The following is a 17,090-nucleotide window of genomic DNA, read 5'->3' as shown; positions in this document are numbered from 1 at the left end:
ATCAGGGTTCAAGGCGTGGACGGAGCCGACGTCGATCAGTCCAACTAATGGGGAGCAGTTCACATACGGGCTCAATGCTGTCGACTCAGAGGCTTCTCGCTTACCGACGCCGTGCCACCTACTCCCCCAGCGCGCGCCCCTGAATCGCCTTCGGCACGGCCACCACGGCCAGCATCGAGCACACGCACAGCGCGGCGATGTACGCACCGATGTAGATGGCGTTGCCGGTGCGTTCCAGGATCATCTGCGAGATCATCGGAGCGAACGCACCACCGATGATGGAGCCGAGCGCGTAGCTGATGTTCAGGCCAGACAGGCGGACGGAGGCGGGGAACATTTCGGCGTAGAGGGCGGATTGTGGCCCGTAGGTCACGCCGAGCAGGATGCCGAGGACGATGGTGGCCAGGGCGAAGAGGAAGATCTCGCCGGAGTCGACGAGTACCCATTGCGGCAGCGACCACAGGATGAGCGCGACGTAGCCCCAGAAGAAGACGGCGCGACGGCCGATGACGTCGGAAATGTGCCCGCTGACCAGGGTGGAGATGAACCACGCGCCGCTGCCCAGCAGCATGATCCCCAGCACCACGGGGCGCTCGAAGCCGAGTGTCTGCGACCCGTAGGAGACGAAGAAGGCGATGAGCAGGTAGCCGGCGGCGTTGTTGCCGGCGAAGATGAGCGCGCACTGCGCAACGAGTTTGGAGTGGCCGGCGAACAGGTCTTTCGGCGGTGCGGAGGAGCGTTCGCGCAGCTGCTCCATCTCGGTGAATACGGGCGATTCTTCGACGGAGCGGCGGATGAAGAAGCCAACCAGGATCAGCGCGAGCGAGGACAGGAATGGGATGCGCCAACCCCAGGTCTCGAATTGTTCGGGCGTCATCGCGGCGGTGAGCGTGAGCATCATGATGGTCGCCAGCATCATCCCTAGCGGCACGCCGAGCTGCGGAAACGCGCCGAAGTAGCCGCGCCGCAGCCCTGGCGCGTGCTCGACGGCAATGAGCGCGGCGCCGCCCCACTCGCCGCCCGCGGACATGCCTTGCACGATCCGCAGCACCACGAGCAGGATCGGTGCGGCAATCCCCCAGGACTCGTAGTTGGGCAGCAGCCCCATGAGAAACGTCGCCAGGCCCATGCCGACGAGTGTGAGCACGAGCACGGGCTTACGCCCGATACGGTCGCCGAGGTGGCCGGCGAGGATCGCGCCGAAAGGCCGGAACAAAAAGGAGATACCGAGCGAGGCCCAGGCGATAATCTGCGCCAGCCCCGGCGAGGCGTCAGCGACCGGGTTGAAAAACTGCGTGGCAAAGATCAGGCCGGCGGCCTGCGCGTAGATGAAGAAGTCGAACCATTCGATCGTGGTGCCCACCAGCGCACCGCCGAGGACGCGCTTGTGCTCGTTGGTGAGCTTTTCATCAGTTCCGTGTGAAGTTGTCACTCAAGTGCTCCTGGTCTCACCGGCGCCACCATGGCAAAACGTGACGGCCGTCGGGTGCATGCCATGCTACAGGACCCCCCTTTCCGCAGCGCACGGGCGTGTTCGGCGCGGTTGCTACACTCACCACACAACCGCCACTCGCCCGAAAGGCCCCGCCATGCTCCTGCCGCAGCAGATAGGTCACGTGAACGTGCCGCCGCTGAAGATCCAAGGGATCAAGACCAAACTTGTCCCCTTCATCGCGGCGAACGTTCGGTGGAACGGCGCAGGGACCTATTACGAACCGTTTATGGGTTCGGGCGTCGTGGGGTTCAACCTCGCACCCCAGCGCGCGGTGTTTGTGGACATCAATCCGCACCTGGTCAACTTCTACCGCAGCATCCAATCCGGGGAGCTCACCGCCTGGAAGGTCCGCGACTACCTGGAGCAGGAGGCGCCGAAGCTGGCCGCAACCCCGGCGGACAAGTACTCCTACTACTACGAGGTCCGCGACCGTTTCAATGAGACCGGCAGCCCCTTCGACTTCCTCTTCCTGCAGCGCAGCAACTTCAACGGCATGATGCGGTTCAACGCCAAGGGCAGATACAACGTCCCCTTCTGCCGGAAGCCGCAGCGCTTCCAGCCTGCGCTGATTACCAGGATCGTGAACCAGGTCCACTGGGTGGAAACGCTCCTGTCCAAGCGCCCTGAGTGGGAGTTCCGCCACGCCAACTTCACCGACATCATCGGCCAGCTCACGGAGCAGGACTTTCTGTACCTGGATCCGCCGTACATCGATAGGCATGACGAGTACTTCTGCACGTGGAGCCAGAACCTCGCCGACCAGCTGGCCCGCCAGGTGCAGGACTCCCCCGCCGGGTACGCGCTGAGCATGTGGCACTCAAACATCCACCGCGAGAACACGCACCTGCGCGCCTGGGAGGGCGAGCTGCGCACCACCGAGCACTTCTACCACGTCGGCGCGTCGGTGCAGAACCGCAAAGCGATGACGGAGGCGTTGGTCATTTCGCCCGGGCACGCGGTGCCGGGGGATGAAGTGGCGTCGACAAGCGCCAAAGCAAGCCCCGAAGCGAGCCTGGCGACGCTGTTCTAGTTCAGCCGGATCGCCCAGCCGCGGTCGGCCACGAAATCCTTGTACTGCGCGTAGGACGCACGCAGCTGCGCGGGGTCGAACGGGGCGCTGTCCTGGCGTTCCAGCCAGTCGAAGTACGCGGGCAGGTTCTTGAACTTCGCGCGTTTGACCTCGGCGGAGTCGGCGTTTCTGGGGTGGTTGCGCCAGTAGTGCTCGAACACGTCGTGGCCGAGCAGGGCGAACGGGCCGGCGCCGTATTGGAACGGCTCCATCGACGTCGCCTTGAACGTGGCCAAATTATCGGTGTTGCCGCTACCGGTCTTGTCCCCGGCCAAGCGGTACTTCTCCATGAACGCCACCTCGACGTCCTCGTAAGCAGGGCGGATGCTGTCCATGTTGGCGACGGGAACGCGGATCGTCTCGAAGCGGTTCGTCCGCGAATACAGGAACGCCAGCACATAGTGCGCGTCGTAATCATCGTACGTGCGGTAAATGTTCTTCGTCCCGTCGTTGCGCAGGTAGCTGGTGAAACTGCCCAGGGTGAAGCTGAACGCACGAGTCGCCCCGCGCTTGCCCACGCTGCGGTAGGTAGATTTGACGTCAATGGCAATGAGCCGCCCATTCGGCTTCTCCAGCACGAAGTCCGGGTACTGGGTCTGCACCTCGCTTTCGCGGAAGGTGTACCCCAACGCATCGGCAAGCTGCTTCACGTACGCCGTCGCCACCACCTCAAACGCGCGCCCCACGATTTTCGAGTCATTCCCAAACGTGAACACGTCCCCGTCCTTGTTCACAATCCCCACCAGCTGCCAGTCCGCCGCATCCTTGGGCAGCAGCCCCAGCATCGTGCGCACCACCACGTCCTCGTGCCGAGGCAGCAGCGCCTCCCGCTCCACTTCGCTTGCCGACGCCACCGGCCCCTCTTCAATCCGCATTCTCTCACTCTAAACCAGGGCGGTCTCGCTTATCGACGCCACCGCACCCGACGTGTTGGGGCGGGAACGGGGCGCTACGACGCCTCTCCATATCAATGGAGCCAAAGCGGATCTCCCCCATCCCCGGTGGTTACGCTACCCAGTTGAGGCAGAAGACGATCCATGGCAGCGCAACAATGTCAATCAGCACGGCACCAGAAAGTGGGACAACCACCATTGCTACCTTTGACTGCAATCCGTGCTTGCGGCCAACCGCGTCCATGTTGGCGACCGCGTTCGGAGTGCCGCCAAGACCGTGACCCATCATGCCTCCGCAAATGACCGCTGCATCGTAGTTTCTGCCCAGGACCCGAAAGACAACCAACACGACCAAAGCAGCAAGTACAGCAACTTGTACAAGCAAGATGACCAGGAGCGGCAGCGCGAGATCATAGAGGTCCCAAATCTTGAGACTCATCATGGCTTGCGTGAGGAAGTAGCCTAAGGAGACGTCAGAAATCAACTTGAGGGTTTTCCCGTGAATCTTCACCCAACCAAGCGCGTCATTAAGGTTGCGCAAGACAATCGCAATGAGCATGGCACCGACGTATCCCGGCAACGAGTACCCGGTCCATTCACCGAAGAGCTCGCCCAGGTAGACACCGATCACGACCACTACGCCGATAACGGCCGCAGTCGCGGTGACGGACCCTTCGCTGATGTCTGAGTCGTTATCTACTCCGCGCTCTTCGACGTTGCCAATATCGTGGGTCTCCACCGCGAGGTTGTTTCTCTTAATCAGCCACGTTGCCAGAGGTCCGCCGATAAGTGAACCGGCGATAAGACCAAAGGTTGCCGCTGCGATTGCCACAGCCGTAGCGCCTTCTGCACCGAGCTCCTCGGCGGTAGGGCCGAACGCCGCAGCAGCGCCGTGGCCACCTTCGAGTGAAACAGCTCCTGCCATGATGCCCAGAAGCTCGTTGAGCCCCAAGACCTTGGCGAGGCCAATTCCAACGAGATTCTGGAGAATCGCTACCGACCAACATGCCAGCAGGTACACCATGAGAAAACGCCCGCCAGTTTTGATCAGGCTTAGCGATGCTCCCAGACCAATCGTGGTGAAGAAGGCCAGCATTGCGGGCGACTGCAACGTGGTGTCAACCGTGAGTTCAACCGATCCCCACTCCCGCAGCCCAAGCACCACAAGGGCAAAGAGAAAACCCCCAACCACGGGCCCCGGAATGGCAAACATGCTGAATACCTTCCAGCTTCTCGCCGCCCAAGCGCCAAACAACAGCAAAAGCAGTGTGATTGCTGCCGAGCTAATCAGCCCTATCTCAATTTGCATATGTCACCCTCTTTCATCGTTTGTGAACACGATTACTTTAGACACCACAGTGAGGTAGCTCGCTCTTCGGGCGGGTGTTATCACCTTCACAAAAGGAGAAATAGGTTCAAATACGCGACGCTCCATAAACCGAAAGACCAAAGGCCCCGCGTAACTCATTTTCCGTTCCCGCAGGACCTTGCCTAAGAGAAACCCCTACACCTCCGGCAGCAGCTCCGACTGCTCGCCCACCGTCGTGATCACCAGCGCGTCGCGGGCGCGCGAGGCGGCGACGTAGAGCAGGGAGCGCTCCTGCTGCAAAGCGGCGGCGCGGTCGTCGTCGGACAGCCCGGCGAGGCGGAAGGGCTGCGGGAGGATGTCGCGGCCCACGCTCATCAGGATGACGTGCGTGAACTCCATGCCCTTGGCGCCGTGCATGGTCATCACGGCCACCTGCTCCCCCGACGCGTGCGCCGCGTCCTTGGTCTGCACGGCGTCGATGCCGTGGTCGGCCAGCCCGCTGACAATGCGGCTCAGCTGCCCGCGGGTGCGGCACATCACGCCGATGCGGGGCTCGTGGACCTCGTCGGCGTCCAGCCAGTAGTTAATGTAGGCGGCCGCTGCGTCGAACTCCTCGGCTGGCGTGGCGCAGCGCAGGAGCTGGGGGTTCGGGCCGGAACGGGCGGATCGGTAGCCGCGGGTGTCATCGGTCTCTCCCGCGGAGTCGGTGAACTCCCCTGCCGCGTTAAGGATGCGCACGGCGTAGTCCAGGTTCTCCTTGGTGGTGCGGTAGTTCAGCGTGAGCTTGCGCGACGCCTTGCCGCGCGTGAAGATGCCGAAGCGGCTGAGCACGAGGGGCTGGCCGTAGATGCGCTGGTGGGAGTCCTCGGCGAGGAAGATGTCGTTGGGGCCCGGGTCCACGCAGGCGCGAAGGAAGCGCCAGTGGCCGGCGTTGAAGTCCTGGGCCTCGTCAACCACGACATGGTCGAACAGGGCACGGTCCGAGCGGTCGCGCTGGATGCGCAGGAGCTCGGCACCCACGGCGGACATGGTGGGCCAGAACAGCTTGCCGTCCACTGCCTGGGTCTGCATCGCGGACTGCAGGAGTGTCCACACCACCTTTCGTTGAGTCCTACTCAGCGGCGTGCCGCGGCCGGTGCGGGCCACCTTGAGGTACTCCGCCTTGGTGGTGATGGAGTTGGCCAGCACAACGCCCTCGTACTCGCGCTGGAGGAAGGTCTCGTTGGTGGTGCCGGCGGGGAGGGAATCGGCGACGGGGGCGTCGATAAGCGGGCGCGAATTCTGAGTTCGATTTCCAACAATCGCACTCAAACCATAACTCAAAATCACACTCACAATCCGCTTTTATGATCCTGAGCTGCTGCTTTATGGTTTGCGTTTGAGTTATACTTTGAGTTCTGGTTTGCGGAGACGGGGTGTCAGCTCTCGGCAGTGGGCTCCTGTTTTGGGCGGAAAACGCCGCGCAGCTTCGGGCTGAGCAGGAATGCCGTGATGGTAAGCACCAGAATCACCGAGATGACGAAGGCGCCGTACGAGGAATCGTCGCGCGGCCACAGGTCGATCAGGCCCGGGATGGCAAGGGCGGTACCGACGATCGCCAGGTTGATGTTGAGCTGCTCGCGGCGATCCTGCGCCTGCTCCGCGCGCCGGCGCTTCACGTTATCCAGCGCCACGCGGATCGCATCGCCCTGCGTCTTGTAAATGTCCTTGCGCAGCTCCAGCTCCGAAGCGACCTCGTGGAAATCGTCGCGCGTACCGGTCTCCTTGAGCATGTGATGCAGCACGGCCGTATCCACCGGGCGGCCGCTCACCGACTCGTACCAGAGGTAGTCGCGGAAGATGACAAATTCCGTCTGGATGTCCTCAAAGTCCCGCAAGCTGGTGCGCAAGATTTTCGACGCCAACTCCACGTCCTCGTCGTCCCACTCCGGCTTCCGGCGGACGGCTTCCAATTCCTCGGAGCCGAAGGACATGCGACGCATCTGCTTCGCCATCACGGACAGGTAGTTGTCCGCTCGGCGGACCAAGATGGCCAGGTCGACGAGGCGGGTGCCGGTGAGCATCCAGAAGTTGTTGTTGCGGTTCTCAATCGGCGAGCGACGCACCACCGCCAGCCCGTTCTCATCAGAATGCACCGTCCAATCCTGGAACAGCTGCACCCGCGACTCATCCAGCGAGACCTGGTCCATCGCCGTGAGCTCCGGGCTGTAATCGTCGGCGCGTGTGGCCAGGAACCACGCCCACGCGTCGTGGCGCGTCCAGGTGCCTAAGCCCTCGCGGAGAGAGCTGCGCATGCGGCGGGGCAACTCGGGCTCGTCGCAGGCCGGGATCGCCGTGATCGTGGTGTACGGGCGCGTTGCCAGCGGGCGCCGGCGATCCCCCTTCACGTAGGCGGTGCCGCCGCGGCTGACCTGCAGCTGTGCGCCGCCGAGGCCCTCGTTGACCCTATCGAAGCACATCTCGAGGAGGTTCCCGGCCCGCGGCGCCTCGCCGGGCCGCCCCACCTTGACCTTGCTGCGCGGGCGGTGCAACGACTTCGACACCGCCTCGAGCGCGTCGCCCGAGCAATGCTCCGCGACCACGTGCAGCACCAGGAACTGGTTGCGGAACTCCCGCGAGTCCGGTGTGTCAGGTGTGTCCGGCGTCTCGGGTTGATTGGCAGTATCGGCGTACTTGAGCTCCGGGCCCTGGTAGTCCAGGAGCTCGGCGCAGGTGAGGGTGACGGAGGCGAGGGGATTTGTGGCGTCGATAAGCGAAAAGCTCGAGTCCACGGGAGACTGGCGCGGATCCGCTGGCGGCTCCTTGCCGTTTTCCGGGGTGATGTCCGGCTGGAACAGGAAGCGGCGGGCCGAGACGCTCATGCCGTGGCGATTGCGCGAGGGGGCGAATTCCGACGCCCCGCCCTTCGCGTCCAGCGCGTCCGCGCCCATCGACTCATTGAGCGGCTGGCGGAAATGCACGTTCGCGCCGCGGTGGAAGACGCGCGGCGAATACCTCCAGGCCGGCTGATCCAGCTTCCGCTCCCGCTCCATGGTCTCCGGGTTGCGGTAGGTGCCGCGCGCCTCGTCGAAGGCGGGGACCTGGATCGACTTGATGCCGCGGAAACGGCCCGGCGCCCAGCGGGTGAAATCGGCGCTGTCGAAGGCCCCCACCGGAAGCGGGACAATCACGGCGAAGTGCGCAAGGCGCCACTCCGGGAGCTCTTCCTTTGTGGTCTCGAAGTCCGCGGGCAGGTCAAACTTGGCGCCCTGCAAGTCGTAGGCCAGGTTTGTCCGGACGTCGTTAGCCTCATCGGGCGTGAGGTCCTCGGCGCGGCGGGGAGACGCGTGCTGGTCGTGCTGCTTTTGTGTGGGCGTGTCGTGCGTGGAGCGGGTCATGGCGCCTTCGGATTTCGGGGCTGGGGATGAGGTGCATGCGGACTGTCCGTGCGCTGACATAGTACGCCAAGCGAGGGGGATGCGCCGAGTGAAACGGGTGGGGGTAGTGCAAATTTCGTTGCTCTGAGCTGGCGTTTTACTGGCGTGGTGTGTGTAGGGCGCCGTTGGGGTAGACGTATTGGGCAATCCGTGCCATACTGCAATAAGCAGGCCCCTTCGCCCACGGCTCACCCCCCCGAAGCCGGAAGAGCGTTCAACACCCCCCCATTTAGAACGCGAGTGTGCGAGGGGGTTCTGCGTTGCCGTAGGGAGGATCGGTGGGGGTTGCGCATTCGGCGAGTATCGACCCCGCCGGTCCAGACACCCGCTAGAAGGAGCTGGAGCCGCCCGAGCCGGAGAAGCCGGAGCTGAACCCCGAGTTCGTCCCACCGGAACTGGAGCTCGGGCGGTTGGTCGTGCTGTCCCACAGGGAGAGGGTGGCGTAGGTGTACACGCCCGGGTACGCGTAGTCCCGTTCCCACAGGCGTGGCGCGCGCGGATCCTTCACGCCCTTTCGCGCGGTGAACTGCTGCTCCTGCAGGACGTCCATGAGGATGCGGTAGTCCGCGAGCAGGCGCACGAACGCGTCCATGAACGCGGGGTTCGCCGGATCTGTGGCTATCGCGTCGAGACGGTTCACGATGTCCTGCAGCCCCGCCTTCAGGTGGGAGTCCTTCGCCTTCTTGCCGGCGTCGACGGCGTCGGCGCGCAGGGTGCGCAGGCGCTCGACGCGCACATTGACGTCGCCCTGCTCCATGCGGAACAGGAGGTTGATGTTCTCCTCTGCGCGCTCCACGTCCTTGACGGTGGCGGCGGCGTCGTGGAGCTGTTCCCAGTTGGCCAGGGCGTCGCTGTCGGTGTCAACGGGGAGGTGCGCGACCGCGTCGTCGATGGCGAGGAACCGGTCGCGGACCTCCTCCCACTCCTGGCGCAGCTCGCCGTTGGCGAAGCGGGAGGACAGGGAGTGGGCGCGCAGGTCGAGTTCGGAGAGGCGGAGGGCGAGGGACGAGTGGGCGTCGATAAGCTTCTGGCGATCGAGGCGGGCCTCGGCGATCCGCTGCTTGCGACGCTCAATGCGCTTCACCGGCACGAAGCCGACCGCGAGGGCCGCGGCGAACAAGCCGAAGCCGGTGGGGATGGCGGTAAGGTAGCCGAGGAAGCTGGAGTCGTTCCGGCTGGCGACCTCCTCCGGGTCCATCGCGACGCGCGCGCCATCCAGGAGGCCGCGCGGGATGTCGCCGGAGGCCAGGCCGTCTTTCATCGCCGCGAGCGAGCGGTCGAGGTGGCTGCCGCTGCGGAGCGCGAGCTGGCTAGCGACGTCTTTACCAGCGAAAATGAACTGGTGGCGCGTCTTCATCGCCGCGCCGACGAGGATGACGCCGTCCGCGAACGTGTCGTCGCCGATCTCGTCCGGGTAGGTGTCGCGCATGAAGTTCTCCACCGAATCGTTCACGTTGTCCAGCGAATCGTCGAACACGATGAAGCGCAGCTGCTGCACCGTCGACGGGTGCGGGAGGTCGTCCGCACCGTCGAGCAGCCGCAGCTCCTCGTCCGGGGAGAGCAGGTCGTCCGGGTCGTCCACGAAGGCGGGCGGCGCCTCCGCGACCGTCTCCACCGGGTCCGGCTCCTCGGGCGCGCGCCACAGGGCGAACATGAGGATCGCCGGGAGCAGGCCGATCACCACCGCGACCAGCACCGCTAATCGACGCGCACCGTTCGCCCTGAACTGACGACTGAACTTGCGCTCCTCGTCCCACTCCGCGTTACGACGCTTACTCTCCGCAGTCTCCTGCATCTGCCACCACTTGCCGCCGGGGACAGACTCGTACTCTCGGCTCACCATACGGGGATTATCACACGGATTAGCGCGGTGCGCTGGGGGTTTGGTGGGAGTTGGTGCGGGTTGGTGTGAGGTTTGGCGTGCTCTGTCCGTGGCCGTTTCGCGCAGATACCGATAGTAAGATACCGAACTCGCGCTCCTGAGCGGCGTTGTCGGGGTCTTACTATCGGTATCTATTGCCGGGGCAGCACACGTGGGGCCCGTGGGGCGCGTGGGACGGCGTTCGGAGGGAGACGTCGTAGCTCGACGGGACATCCCCGCTCTCTCTCCGCAGATACCGATAGTAAGATACCGAACTCGCTCTCCTGAGCGGCGTTGTCGGGGTCTTACTATCGGTATCTATTGCCGGGGCAGCACGCGTGGGGCCCGTGGGACGAGTGGTGCAGCGCTTTTGGCGGCACGAGAAGGGCCCGACGTCCGTGTTCATAACGCCGGGCCCTGCTTCGAAATTCTCCGGCCCTTAGTTTACAAAACATGAAGGGCATTACCTACCCGTTGAAGACAATTGATTCGGTGCATAATTTTCATTTCTTAAAGCGCTTCACCAGCAAGGGAAGTTTCCTGACCCTACCGATAACCTGGACAAACGTGCACAACATGGTTGTAGTTCGAGGTAGAGGGCGTGTTTCTAACACTGCATAGAACGTGTATTTATACCAGAGCGCGGAGGCCACGTAAGGAGATTCCTAATTGTAACGACAGGAGAACCTGAGCCGGGCGTGCGGAATGTGACATATTTCATATCGAGGGGGCGGGTATTGCGGCACAAAATCCGAATTTAAATGGGACCGGAACGCGAAAACGCCGGCGAGTTGAGATGACTCGCCGGCGTTTAACGGACCGTTTAGATGTTGAGGGCGGAGCGGATCTGGTCGACGATCGAGTTGATCACGCCGCCGAGGTCGAAGACCAGGGCGCCGAACAGAGTGAGCAGGCCGAAGAGTACGCCGCCCGCGAAGAGACCGGCGGACTCGGCTGTGGAGGAGCCCTCACTGGGGGTGGCGGTCTCGGTGACCGTGACGGTCTCGGTTGCAGTCGCCGTTGCCGTCGCCGGGGCCGGGGCCGCAGTGGTCGGCGCAGTCGTCGGTGCAGTGGTCGCCGCAGTGGTCGGCTCGGTGTTCGGGGCGGTCACCGTAGTGGTGACGGTGGTGGTCTCTGTAGCCGCCGGTGCCGCCGGCGAAGAGGTGGCAGCCGCAGAGGTCGCCGCCGCAGAGGTGGCAGCCGCAGAGGTGGTCGCCGAAGGAGCCGAGGTCGTGGACGACGGGGCCGGAGCGTCGGCCGCGCGGGCGGTCAGCCACTGGTCCGGGCCGATCGGGTGGTCCACGATGCGGACCTCGCCGATGTTGCCGAACCAGCCGTCGACCTTGTCGTTCTCCCAGGCGGAGGTGCCGAGGAGCCACTGGGCGCCTTCGCCGCCCATGCCGAGGGGGCCGTAGCCGTCGCGAAGAATGGGGGAGCCGTCGACGTACATGGTGACCGACTTGTCCTTCGGGTCATTGACCACGGCCACGTGCATCCACTCGCCCTTCGGGACCTCGTGGGTCCAGTTGGAGAAGCCCTCGCCGTTCTGGCCCCAGGCGTACCAGCGCAGCTCGCGGAGGCTGGACACGCCCAGCATCTGGATCGGGTCGCCGTCCTCGCTGTCGGGGTGGGCGACGGTGCCGGACTCGTCGCGGATGAGGGCGTTGGACCACTTGTTGTTGTCGGCGTTCCAGTCCTCGTCGAGCTTGAGGAAGGCCTCCATGGTGTAGCCGTTCTCAAACTGCATGTCGTTGATGTCGGCGCCGGTGGCGGTCTCGAACCAGGCGGTGGAGTGCTTGAACTTGGGGTCCTTCCAGCGCAGGGAGCCGCGGTCCGAGGAGAGGGGGTGCGTGTCTTCCGAGAAGGTCACGGCGTCCTCGCGGGCGCCGACACGGTAGCGGACGCGGGTCATGTCGTTGCCGTTGGCCACATCGGGGATGACGGCACCCTTGGGGGCAGGGGAGGCGTCGTTAAGCATCTTGCCCTCGAACGTGGTCTGGCCGGGGCGCCAGTGGACGGCAGTGCCATCAACGTGGACGTAATCCTGGTCGTTGCGGGGCTTGTCCTGCTCGGTGACCTCGTAGGGCTGGAAGCCGTCGGCGACGGTGGTGCGGAGGAGCTCGGCGTAGTCGGGGTCGTTCTCATCGCCCTTGGTGAAGTCGGGGGCGAAGGACTTGAAGCGCTCGGCGAAGTTGAGGTCGATGGAGTAGGAGTCGCCCTCGCCCTCGGGGAGGAGGTGGTCGAAGCTGGTGAGCTTCGCGTGCTCCTTGTCCTTGACCCACGGCGAGTAGGCCGTCATGTCGAGCGTGTTGTTGGTCAGGTCGAACTGGAGCTGGCCCATCAGGCCATTGCCGCCCAGGTAGGCCATCTGGTAGTCCTGCAAGATGTTGATGACGTCGTGGCCGGCGTCGTTCTTCTCCACGTGGTAGCCCGCGCCGTGGTGGTGGCCCGCGATGGTGAGGAAGATCTGGTCATTCTTGCGGATCAGCTTGTCCCAGAGGTGCTCGCCGTACTCCTTGGTGAAGTAGGTGGAGCCGTCGCCGCCTATGCCGGAGATCTCGTGGGCGGTGAGGATGACGGGGAGGTCCGGGTGCTCGTCGATGACCTGCTGGGCCCAATCGAGGGTGTCATCAGGCGCGCGGAAACCCAGCGCGAGCAGGAGGTACTGCTGTCCCTCGGCCTCGAAGATGTGGTACTCGGAATCCGTCTTCTGGCCCGGGAAGCCGTAGCCGTCGCCGCCGTCGTGGATGCCCGTGGACTGGTGGCGGGCCTGGAAGGTGGCGTTCTGCTTCGCGCGCTCCTCTGGGAAGTACTCCTCAAACGCGGACGGGCCGTCCTCGCCGTCGAACATGAAGTAGTCGTGGTTGCCCGGCAGGATGGAGTAGTTGAGGTGCGCGTCCTCCAGCGGTTTCATCGCCTCCGAGCTGATGTCCCAGGAGTTGCGGACGTTGGCCTGGTCGACGACATCACCAAGATGCGCCACGAACTGGGTGTTCAGGTCCTCGTGGTGCTTTGCCAGGAACTGGGTCTGCGCGTCGAACGGGTTCGAGCCGTAGCGGGTGCCAAAGATGTCGCCGGCGTCTTTGTCGCCGTAGCGGGCGTAGAACTGGGTGTCCGGAAGCACGCCGAGGGTGAAGCGGGAGGCGAGGTCGGCGCCGGCTTCGGCGGCGTTCGCGGTGGGGAGCGGGAGCTGCGTCATCGGGGTGAGCAGGGCGAGCGCGGTGACGGCCGCGATGTGTGTGCGCATGGGGGATCCTTTGCGGTGCGTGACTGACGGGATTGCTTTGGTGGGTGAAATCCACACTCAAACGTAGCGCTGCCAGGTTGCGTTACGGTGAAATTGAGGTGAAGGTTGGGAGTTGGAGAGGGAAGTCCAATGTGCGGGGGCGGGCGGAATAGGGGATACAGTGGACCCGCACAACCGAGCCCAGCAGGAGGACCCCATGCCCACACCGAAGACGCTGCAAATGTTCATGATGGACGGGACGCCGGACGGGCCGATTAAGGCGTCGATTGCGAATTGGGTGGGCCGCGTCTATTCGATCCCGCGCACGGAGATCAATTCGGCGAAGCTGAAGCAGCGGCCGGACCTCAACCAGCCCGCGGTGTACTTCCTGGTGGGCACGAACCCGGACACGGATCAGCCGAAGATCTACATCGGGCAGGCCACGCGCAGGCAGAACGGCATGGCGTTCGCGCGCGCCGCCGAGCACACCCGCAGCGACGACAAGGACTTCTTCAACCGGATCATCTACCTCGTGGTGGTGGACAACTCGTGGGGTCCGACCGAGATCACGTTCCTGGAAAACGCCTTCCACCAGCGCGCCGTCAACGCGGGCCGGTACGAGGTGGCGAACGGGAATACACCGTCGCCGGGCAACGTGACCGAGGAGGTGCAGGCGGTGCTCGACGAGTTCATCGAGAACACCAACCTGATCATCAGCGCCCTCGGCATCACGGCGTTCCAGCCTGTCGCCTCGGAGGCAACGCGGCGCGGGCAGGCGGCGGTGCCGCAGGAGCACGCGCCAAGCAGTGCTGACGACGAGCCCGTGTTCGAGCTGGCCAGCTACGACCGCTCCATCCACGCGCTCGGGCAGCGCACGCCGGGCGGGTTCGTGGTGTTCAGCGGAGCCAAGCTGCGCGAGGACCTCACGGCGAGCGCCCCGAAGGCCATCACCGCCAACCGCGAGCGGTACGCGGACAGCATGGACAACTTCCGCCTGACCAAGGACGTGGAGTTCTCCAGCCCAAGCTCGGCCGCCAGCTTTGTGCGCGGCGCGGCCACCAACGGGCGCACCGCCTGGCACCTGGCGGAGAACGCAAACGTCAGCCTCGCGGACTGGGAGGACCGCGAGACTGATGAGGTGGAGGCGGAAGGGATGGGGGACGGAGGGGCGTCGATAAGCGGCTAGAACATGCCCCAAATGGACACGACGAGGATGAGCGAGCCCATGACCAGGAGGAAGATGGTGTCCGGGCGGCGGGCGTAGTGCCTGAACGCGGTGGCTTTGAACGCGAGGAGCGCGGGCAGGATGTAGAGGAGGAACGCGACGAAGACGCCGCCGACGACGGAGATCATGTCCAGGACCGACGGGTTGAGCACCGCGACGAGGACGGCCGTGACGAAGACGAAGACGTTGACCACGCGGCGGATCGAGCGCGGGGTGAGCTTGGCCGCCGTGCGCGGGGCCGCGACGCGGATGAGGTAGCCGGTGCCTTCCTCGGTGCCGAGGAGGTGGCCGAAGTAGGACGTGATGATCGCGCAGATGGCAATGAGCGGGCTGACCCACGCGAGGAACGGCGTGTGCGTCTCGTTGGCCAGGTAGGACAGGACCGGGACGTTCTGCTCGTTCGCGGCGTCCATGCCGTCGGCGCCGAGCGCGAGCGCGCACGACCAGACGAAGAACATGGTGAAGAGGACGAGCATCGCGGCCGTGACCAGCTCGATCTTGGAGACGGCGCGCTCGGTCGCGGCGACGTCGCCACCCGTGCGCTTCTGCATATCCAGCGCGAACTGCGACACCGCCGCGATGTGGCTGAATGAGAACACCAGCACCGGCATGATCAGCAGCACCGCCTGCCACATCGGCGTCTGCGACTCGTAGCCGCGGAAGCTGGCGACATCCCACCGCGGGATCAGGTAGATCGACACCGCCGCGAGCGCAAAAATCAGCGGGTAGACCAGCGCATTTGCCAGCCACAGGGTCACCTTCATGCCCAGCGCGTAGGCGCCCGTGAGCACGCCGACACATACGGTGGCCAGGATCCAGCGGTTGATTTCGGGGCCATGGAGCTGATTAACAACGAAGCTGTCAACCGTATTCGTGATCGAAATGGCATAGATGAGCACCACCGGATAGATGCCCAGCCAGTACATGAGCGCGCTGGCCAAGCCTCGCTTGCGGCCGGTCAGCGCGGTGACGACCTGGAGCACGTCCAGGCCTTTCGACGGCGACGCCGCCACGATCCGGGCGTACGCGCGGTGCGAGAGGAACACCATCGGCCCGATGATCAGCGTGGCGATCACCAGCGGCCAGAACCCGAAGCTGCCCGCGTTGATGGGCAGGAACAGGATGCCGGCGCCGACGCCGGTGCCGAACAGGGCGATCACCCAGGAGAAGAAGTTGCCGTCCGGAGCCTTGGAGCGCCGCTGCTCGCGGATCTGCTCTTTGTCCGCCTCGGTGAGGTGGTCAGCGTCGAACTGCGCGCGGCCGAGCTCGAGGTGCTCGTCGCTGTACTGCTCGGGCAGGTCGGCGTAGGGGACGGGATGGGTAGTGTCTTGCTTATGTGAAGTGGTCATAGTTCCACGCTTTCAATGTCGTAGCTCACAAGGGTAGCACGGGGGTCGTACCCACTTTCGACGCCAAACCGAGTTGGTAGGCTGACGCGCGGGGAGGGGACATGGAAAGAGCAATGCTTGTGACGCACCTGGTCCGGCCGGGGGAGATCGACGCGCTCACGTGCCGGAAGCTGTCCGCGACGCGGTACGTGGCCGAGCAGGTCTGGCGCGGTCTCAAGGCCTACGAGCAGGAGTTTCTGCGCGCGTACGCGATTGGGGTCGGCGCACAAAAGTCGGTGGTGGTGGGCCGCTCAGCCGCCGTCATCATGGGCCTATGGACGCTGCCCGCGAAGCACTCGCCGGTAATGCTGGCCAATCCGCACCACTCGCCGCCGCCGAAGAAGCAGTGGCCCGAGGGGGTGCAGTACCGGGAGATGCGGATCCCAGAGGTTGACCGGGCTTCCATCTCGCTGCTCGACGGCGACACCGTCCTCCTCACCACCCCCGCCCGCACCGCCGTCGACGTCGCCCGGCTCCACGGGGTGCGCCACGGCGTCGTTGCGATGGACTCGTTCCTCCACCAGTTCGGCCCCGGCGCGCGGGCGGAGCTCGAGGAGGTGGTGCGCCGCCTGGCCAGGAAGAAGGGCATCGCGCACGCGCGGACGGCGCTGGCCTGGAGCTCGTCCCTGTCGCAGTCGCCGTACGAGTCGCTCCTGCGCGTCATCCTCCGCGAGCGCGGCATCGAGGCGCAGGAGCAGCTGTGGATCGGGCCGTACGTGCGGCCTGACCTGCTGTGGGACCAACTGGTCATCGAGGTCGACGGCGACGTGAAGTTTGCCGAGGACGGGCAGACCGCCGCCCTGGAGCAGGCGCAGCGGGAGAACTGGATCCGGGTGCAGGGTTACGAGGTTGCCAGGCTCACACCGCGGCAGATCCTGCGCGACGAGGACTGGTGCATCCGCCACATCCTCGACCTCAAGGCGCGCTCGGAGCAGCTCGGGCCGCCGCGGGTGCCGGCGACGCAGTGGCGGCCCGGCCACGGGGAGCACTGGCGGCGGTAGGCGGGCCGGGGGTTTGGCGTTGCGGTTGGGGTTGGTGGGGCTTTTGGGGCTGGAGTCCGGGCCTTTGCGGATACCGGGCGGCCACCGCCCAGCTAGATACCGATAGTAAGACACCGATAATGCGCTCCATGGGGGCGAAAACGGGGTCTTACTATCGGTATCTGTGGTTTTGGGGCGGGTCGGGGTGGTTTTGGGGCGGGTCGGGGC

At 64.7% G+C, this 17,090-nt stretch carries 11 protein-coding genes; 3 read left to right on the top strand and 8 right to left on the bottom strand.

From position 1 onward, the window contains the following. Positions 1-118: 118 nt before the first annotated feature. A complete protein-coding gene (locus tag FPH17_RS09130) occupies positions 119-1,432 on the bottom strand; it encodes an MFS transporter (RefSeq protein ID WP_154880063.1) in 1,314 nt (437 codons plus the stop codon). A 157-nt stretch (positions 1,433-1,589) separates the two neighbouring features. Here FPH17_RS09130 and FPH17_RS09125 point away from each other — a divergent pair, with 157 nt between their 5' ends. After that, positions 1,590-2,525, top strand: coding sequence for a DNA adenine methylase (locus FPH17_RS09125; RefSeq protein WP_154880061.1), 936 nt, complete (start codon positions 1,590-1,592; stop codon positions 2,523-2,525). Here the strand turns inward: FPH17_RS09125 and FPH17_RS09120 are convergent. The 6 genes from FPH17_RS09120 to FPH17_RS09095 form a co-directional block, all read right to left on the bottom strand. Then, positions 2,522-3,439: a type II restriction endonuclease gene (locus tag FPH17_RS09120; protein ID WP_154880059.1), complete on the bottom strand. Its 918-nt coding sequence runs from the start codon at positions 3,437-3,439 to the stop codon at positions 2,522-2,524. The two genes, FPH17_RS09125 and FPH17_RS09120, sit on opposite strands and share 4 nt — an antisense overlap. 130 nt (positions 3,440-3,569) lie before the next feature. Further along, positions 3,570-4,766 (bottom strand): sodium/glutamate symporter, encoded by a 1,197-nt coding sequence (gene gltS, locus FPH17_RS09115; RefSeq protein WP_154880057.1) that lies wholly within the window; start codon positions 4,764-4,766, stop codon positions 3,570-3,572. A 195-nt stretch (positions 4,767-4,961) separates the two neighbouring features. Further along, positions 4,962-6,077, bottom strand: a complete 1,116-nt coding sequence (locus FPH17_RS09110) for a 3'-5' exonuclease (protein WP_238397032.1) — start codon at positions 6,075-6,077, stop codon at positions 4,962-4,964. 107 nt (positions 6,078-6,184) lie between these two features. Next, the gene (locus FPH17_RS09105) at positions 6,185-8,143 is read right to left on the bottom strand and encodes a hypothetical protein (protein ID WP_154880051.1); all 1,959 of its coding nucleotides are present in this window, start codon (positions 8,141-8,143) and stop codon (positions 6,185-6,187) included. Positions 8,144-8,510: 367 nt separating this feature from the next. Then, a complete protein-coding gene (locus FPH17_RS09100) occupies positions 8,511-10,022 on the bottom strand; it encodes a DUF5129 domain-containing protein (protein ID WP_154880048.1) in 1,512 nt (503 codons plus the stop codon). Positions 10,023-10,866: 844 nt separating this feature from the next. Continuing rightward, positions 10,867-13,290, bottom strand: a complete 2,424-nt coding sequence (locus tag FPH17_RS09095; RefSeq protein ID WP_154880046.1) for a LamG-like jellyroll fold domain-containing protein — start codon at positions 13,288-13,290, stop codon at positions 10,867-10,869. Between the two features lie 196 nt (positions 13,291-13,486). Here FPH17_RS09095 and FPH17_RS09090 point away from each other — a divergent pair, with 196 nt between their 5' ends. Then, positions 13,487-14,455, top strand: a complete 969-nt coding sequence (locus tag FPH17_RS09090) for a GIY-YIG nuclease family protein (RefSeq protein WP_133064739.1) — start codon at positions 13,487-13,489, stop codon at positions 14,453-14,455. Here the strand turns inward: FPH17_RS09090 and FPH17_RS09085 are convergent. Next, positions 14,452-15,843, bottom strand: a complete 1,392-nt coding sequence (locus FPH17_RS09085) for an SLC5/6 family protein (protein ID WP_154880044.1) — start codon at positions 15,841-15,843, stop codon at positions 14,452-14,454. The genes FPH17_RS09090 and FPH17_RS09085 overlap by 4 nt on opposite strands. A 113-nt stretch (positions 15,844-15,956) precedes the next feature. Here FPH17_RS09085 and FPH17_RS09080 point away from each other — a divergent pair, with 113 nt between their 5' ends. Next, a complete protein-coding gene (locus FPH17_RS09080; protein ID WP_154880041.1) occupies positions 15,957-16,883 on the top strand; it encodes an endonuclease domain-containing protein in 927 nt (308 codons plus the stop codon). Positions 16,884-17,090 lie beyond the last annotated feature (207 nt).

It is taken from the genome of Corynebacterium gottingense, assembly GCF_007559235.1.
GTDB lineage: Bacteria > Actinomycetota > Actinomycetes > Mycobacteriales > Mycobacteriaceae > Corynebacterium > Corynebacterium gottingense.
Note: the sequence above shows the minus strand (reverse complement) of the source record. Positions and strands in the feature narration are given on the sequence as shown.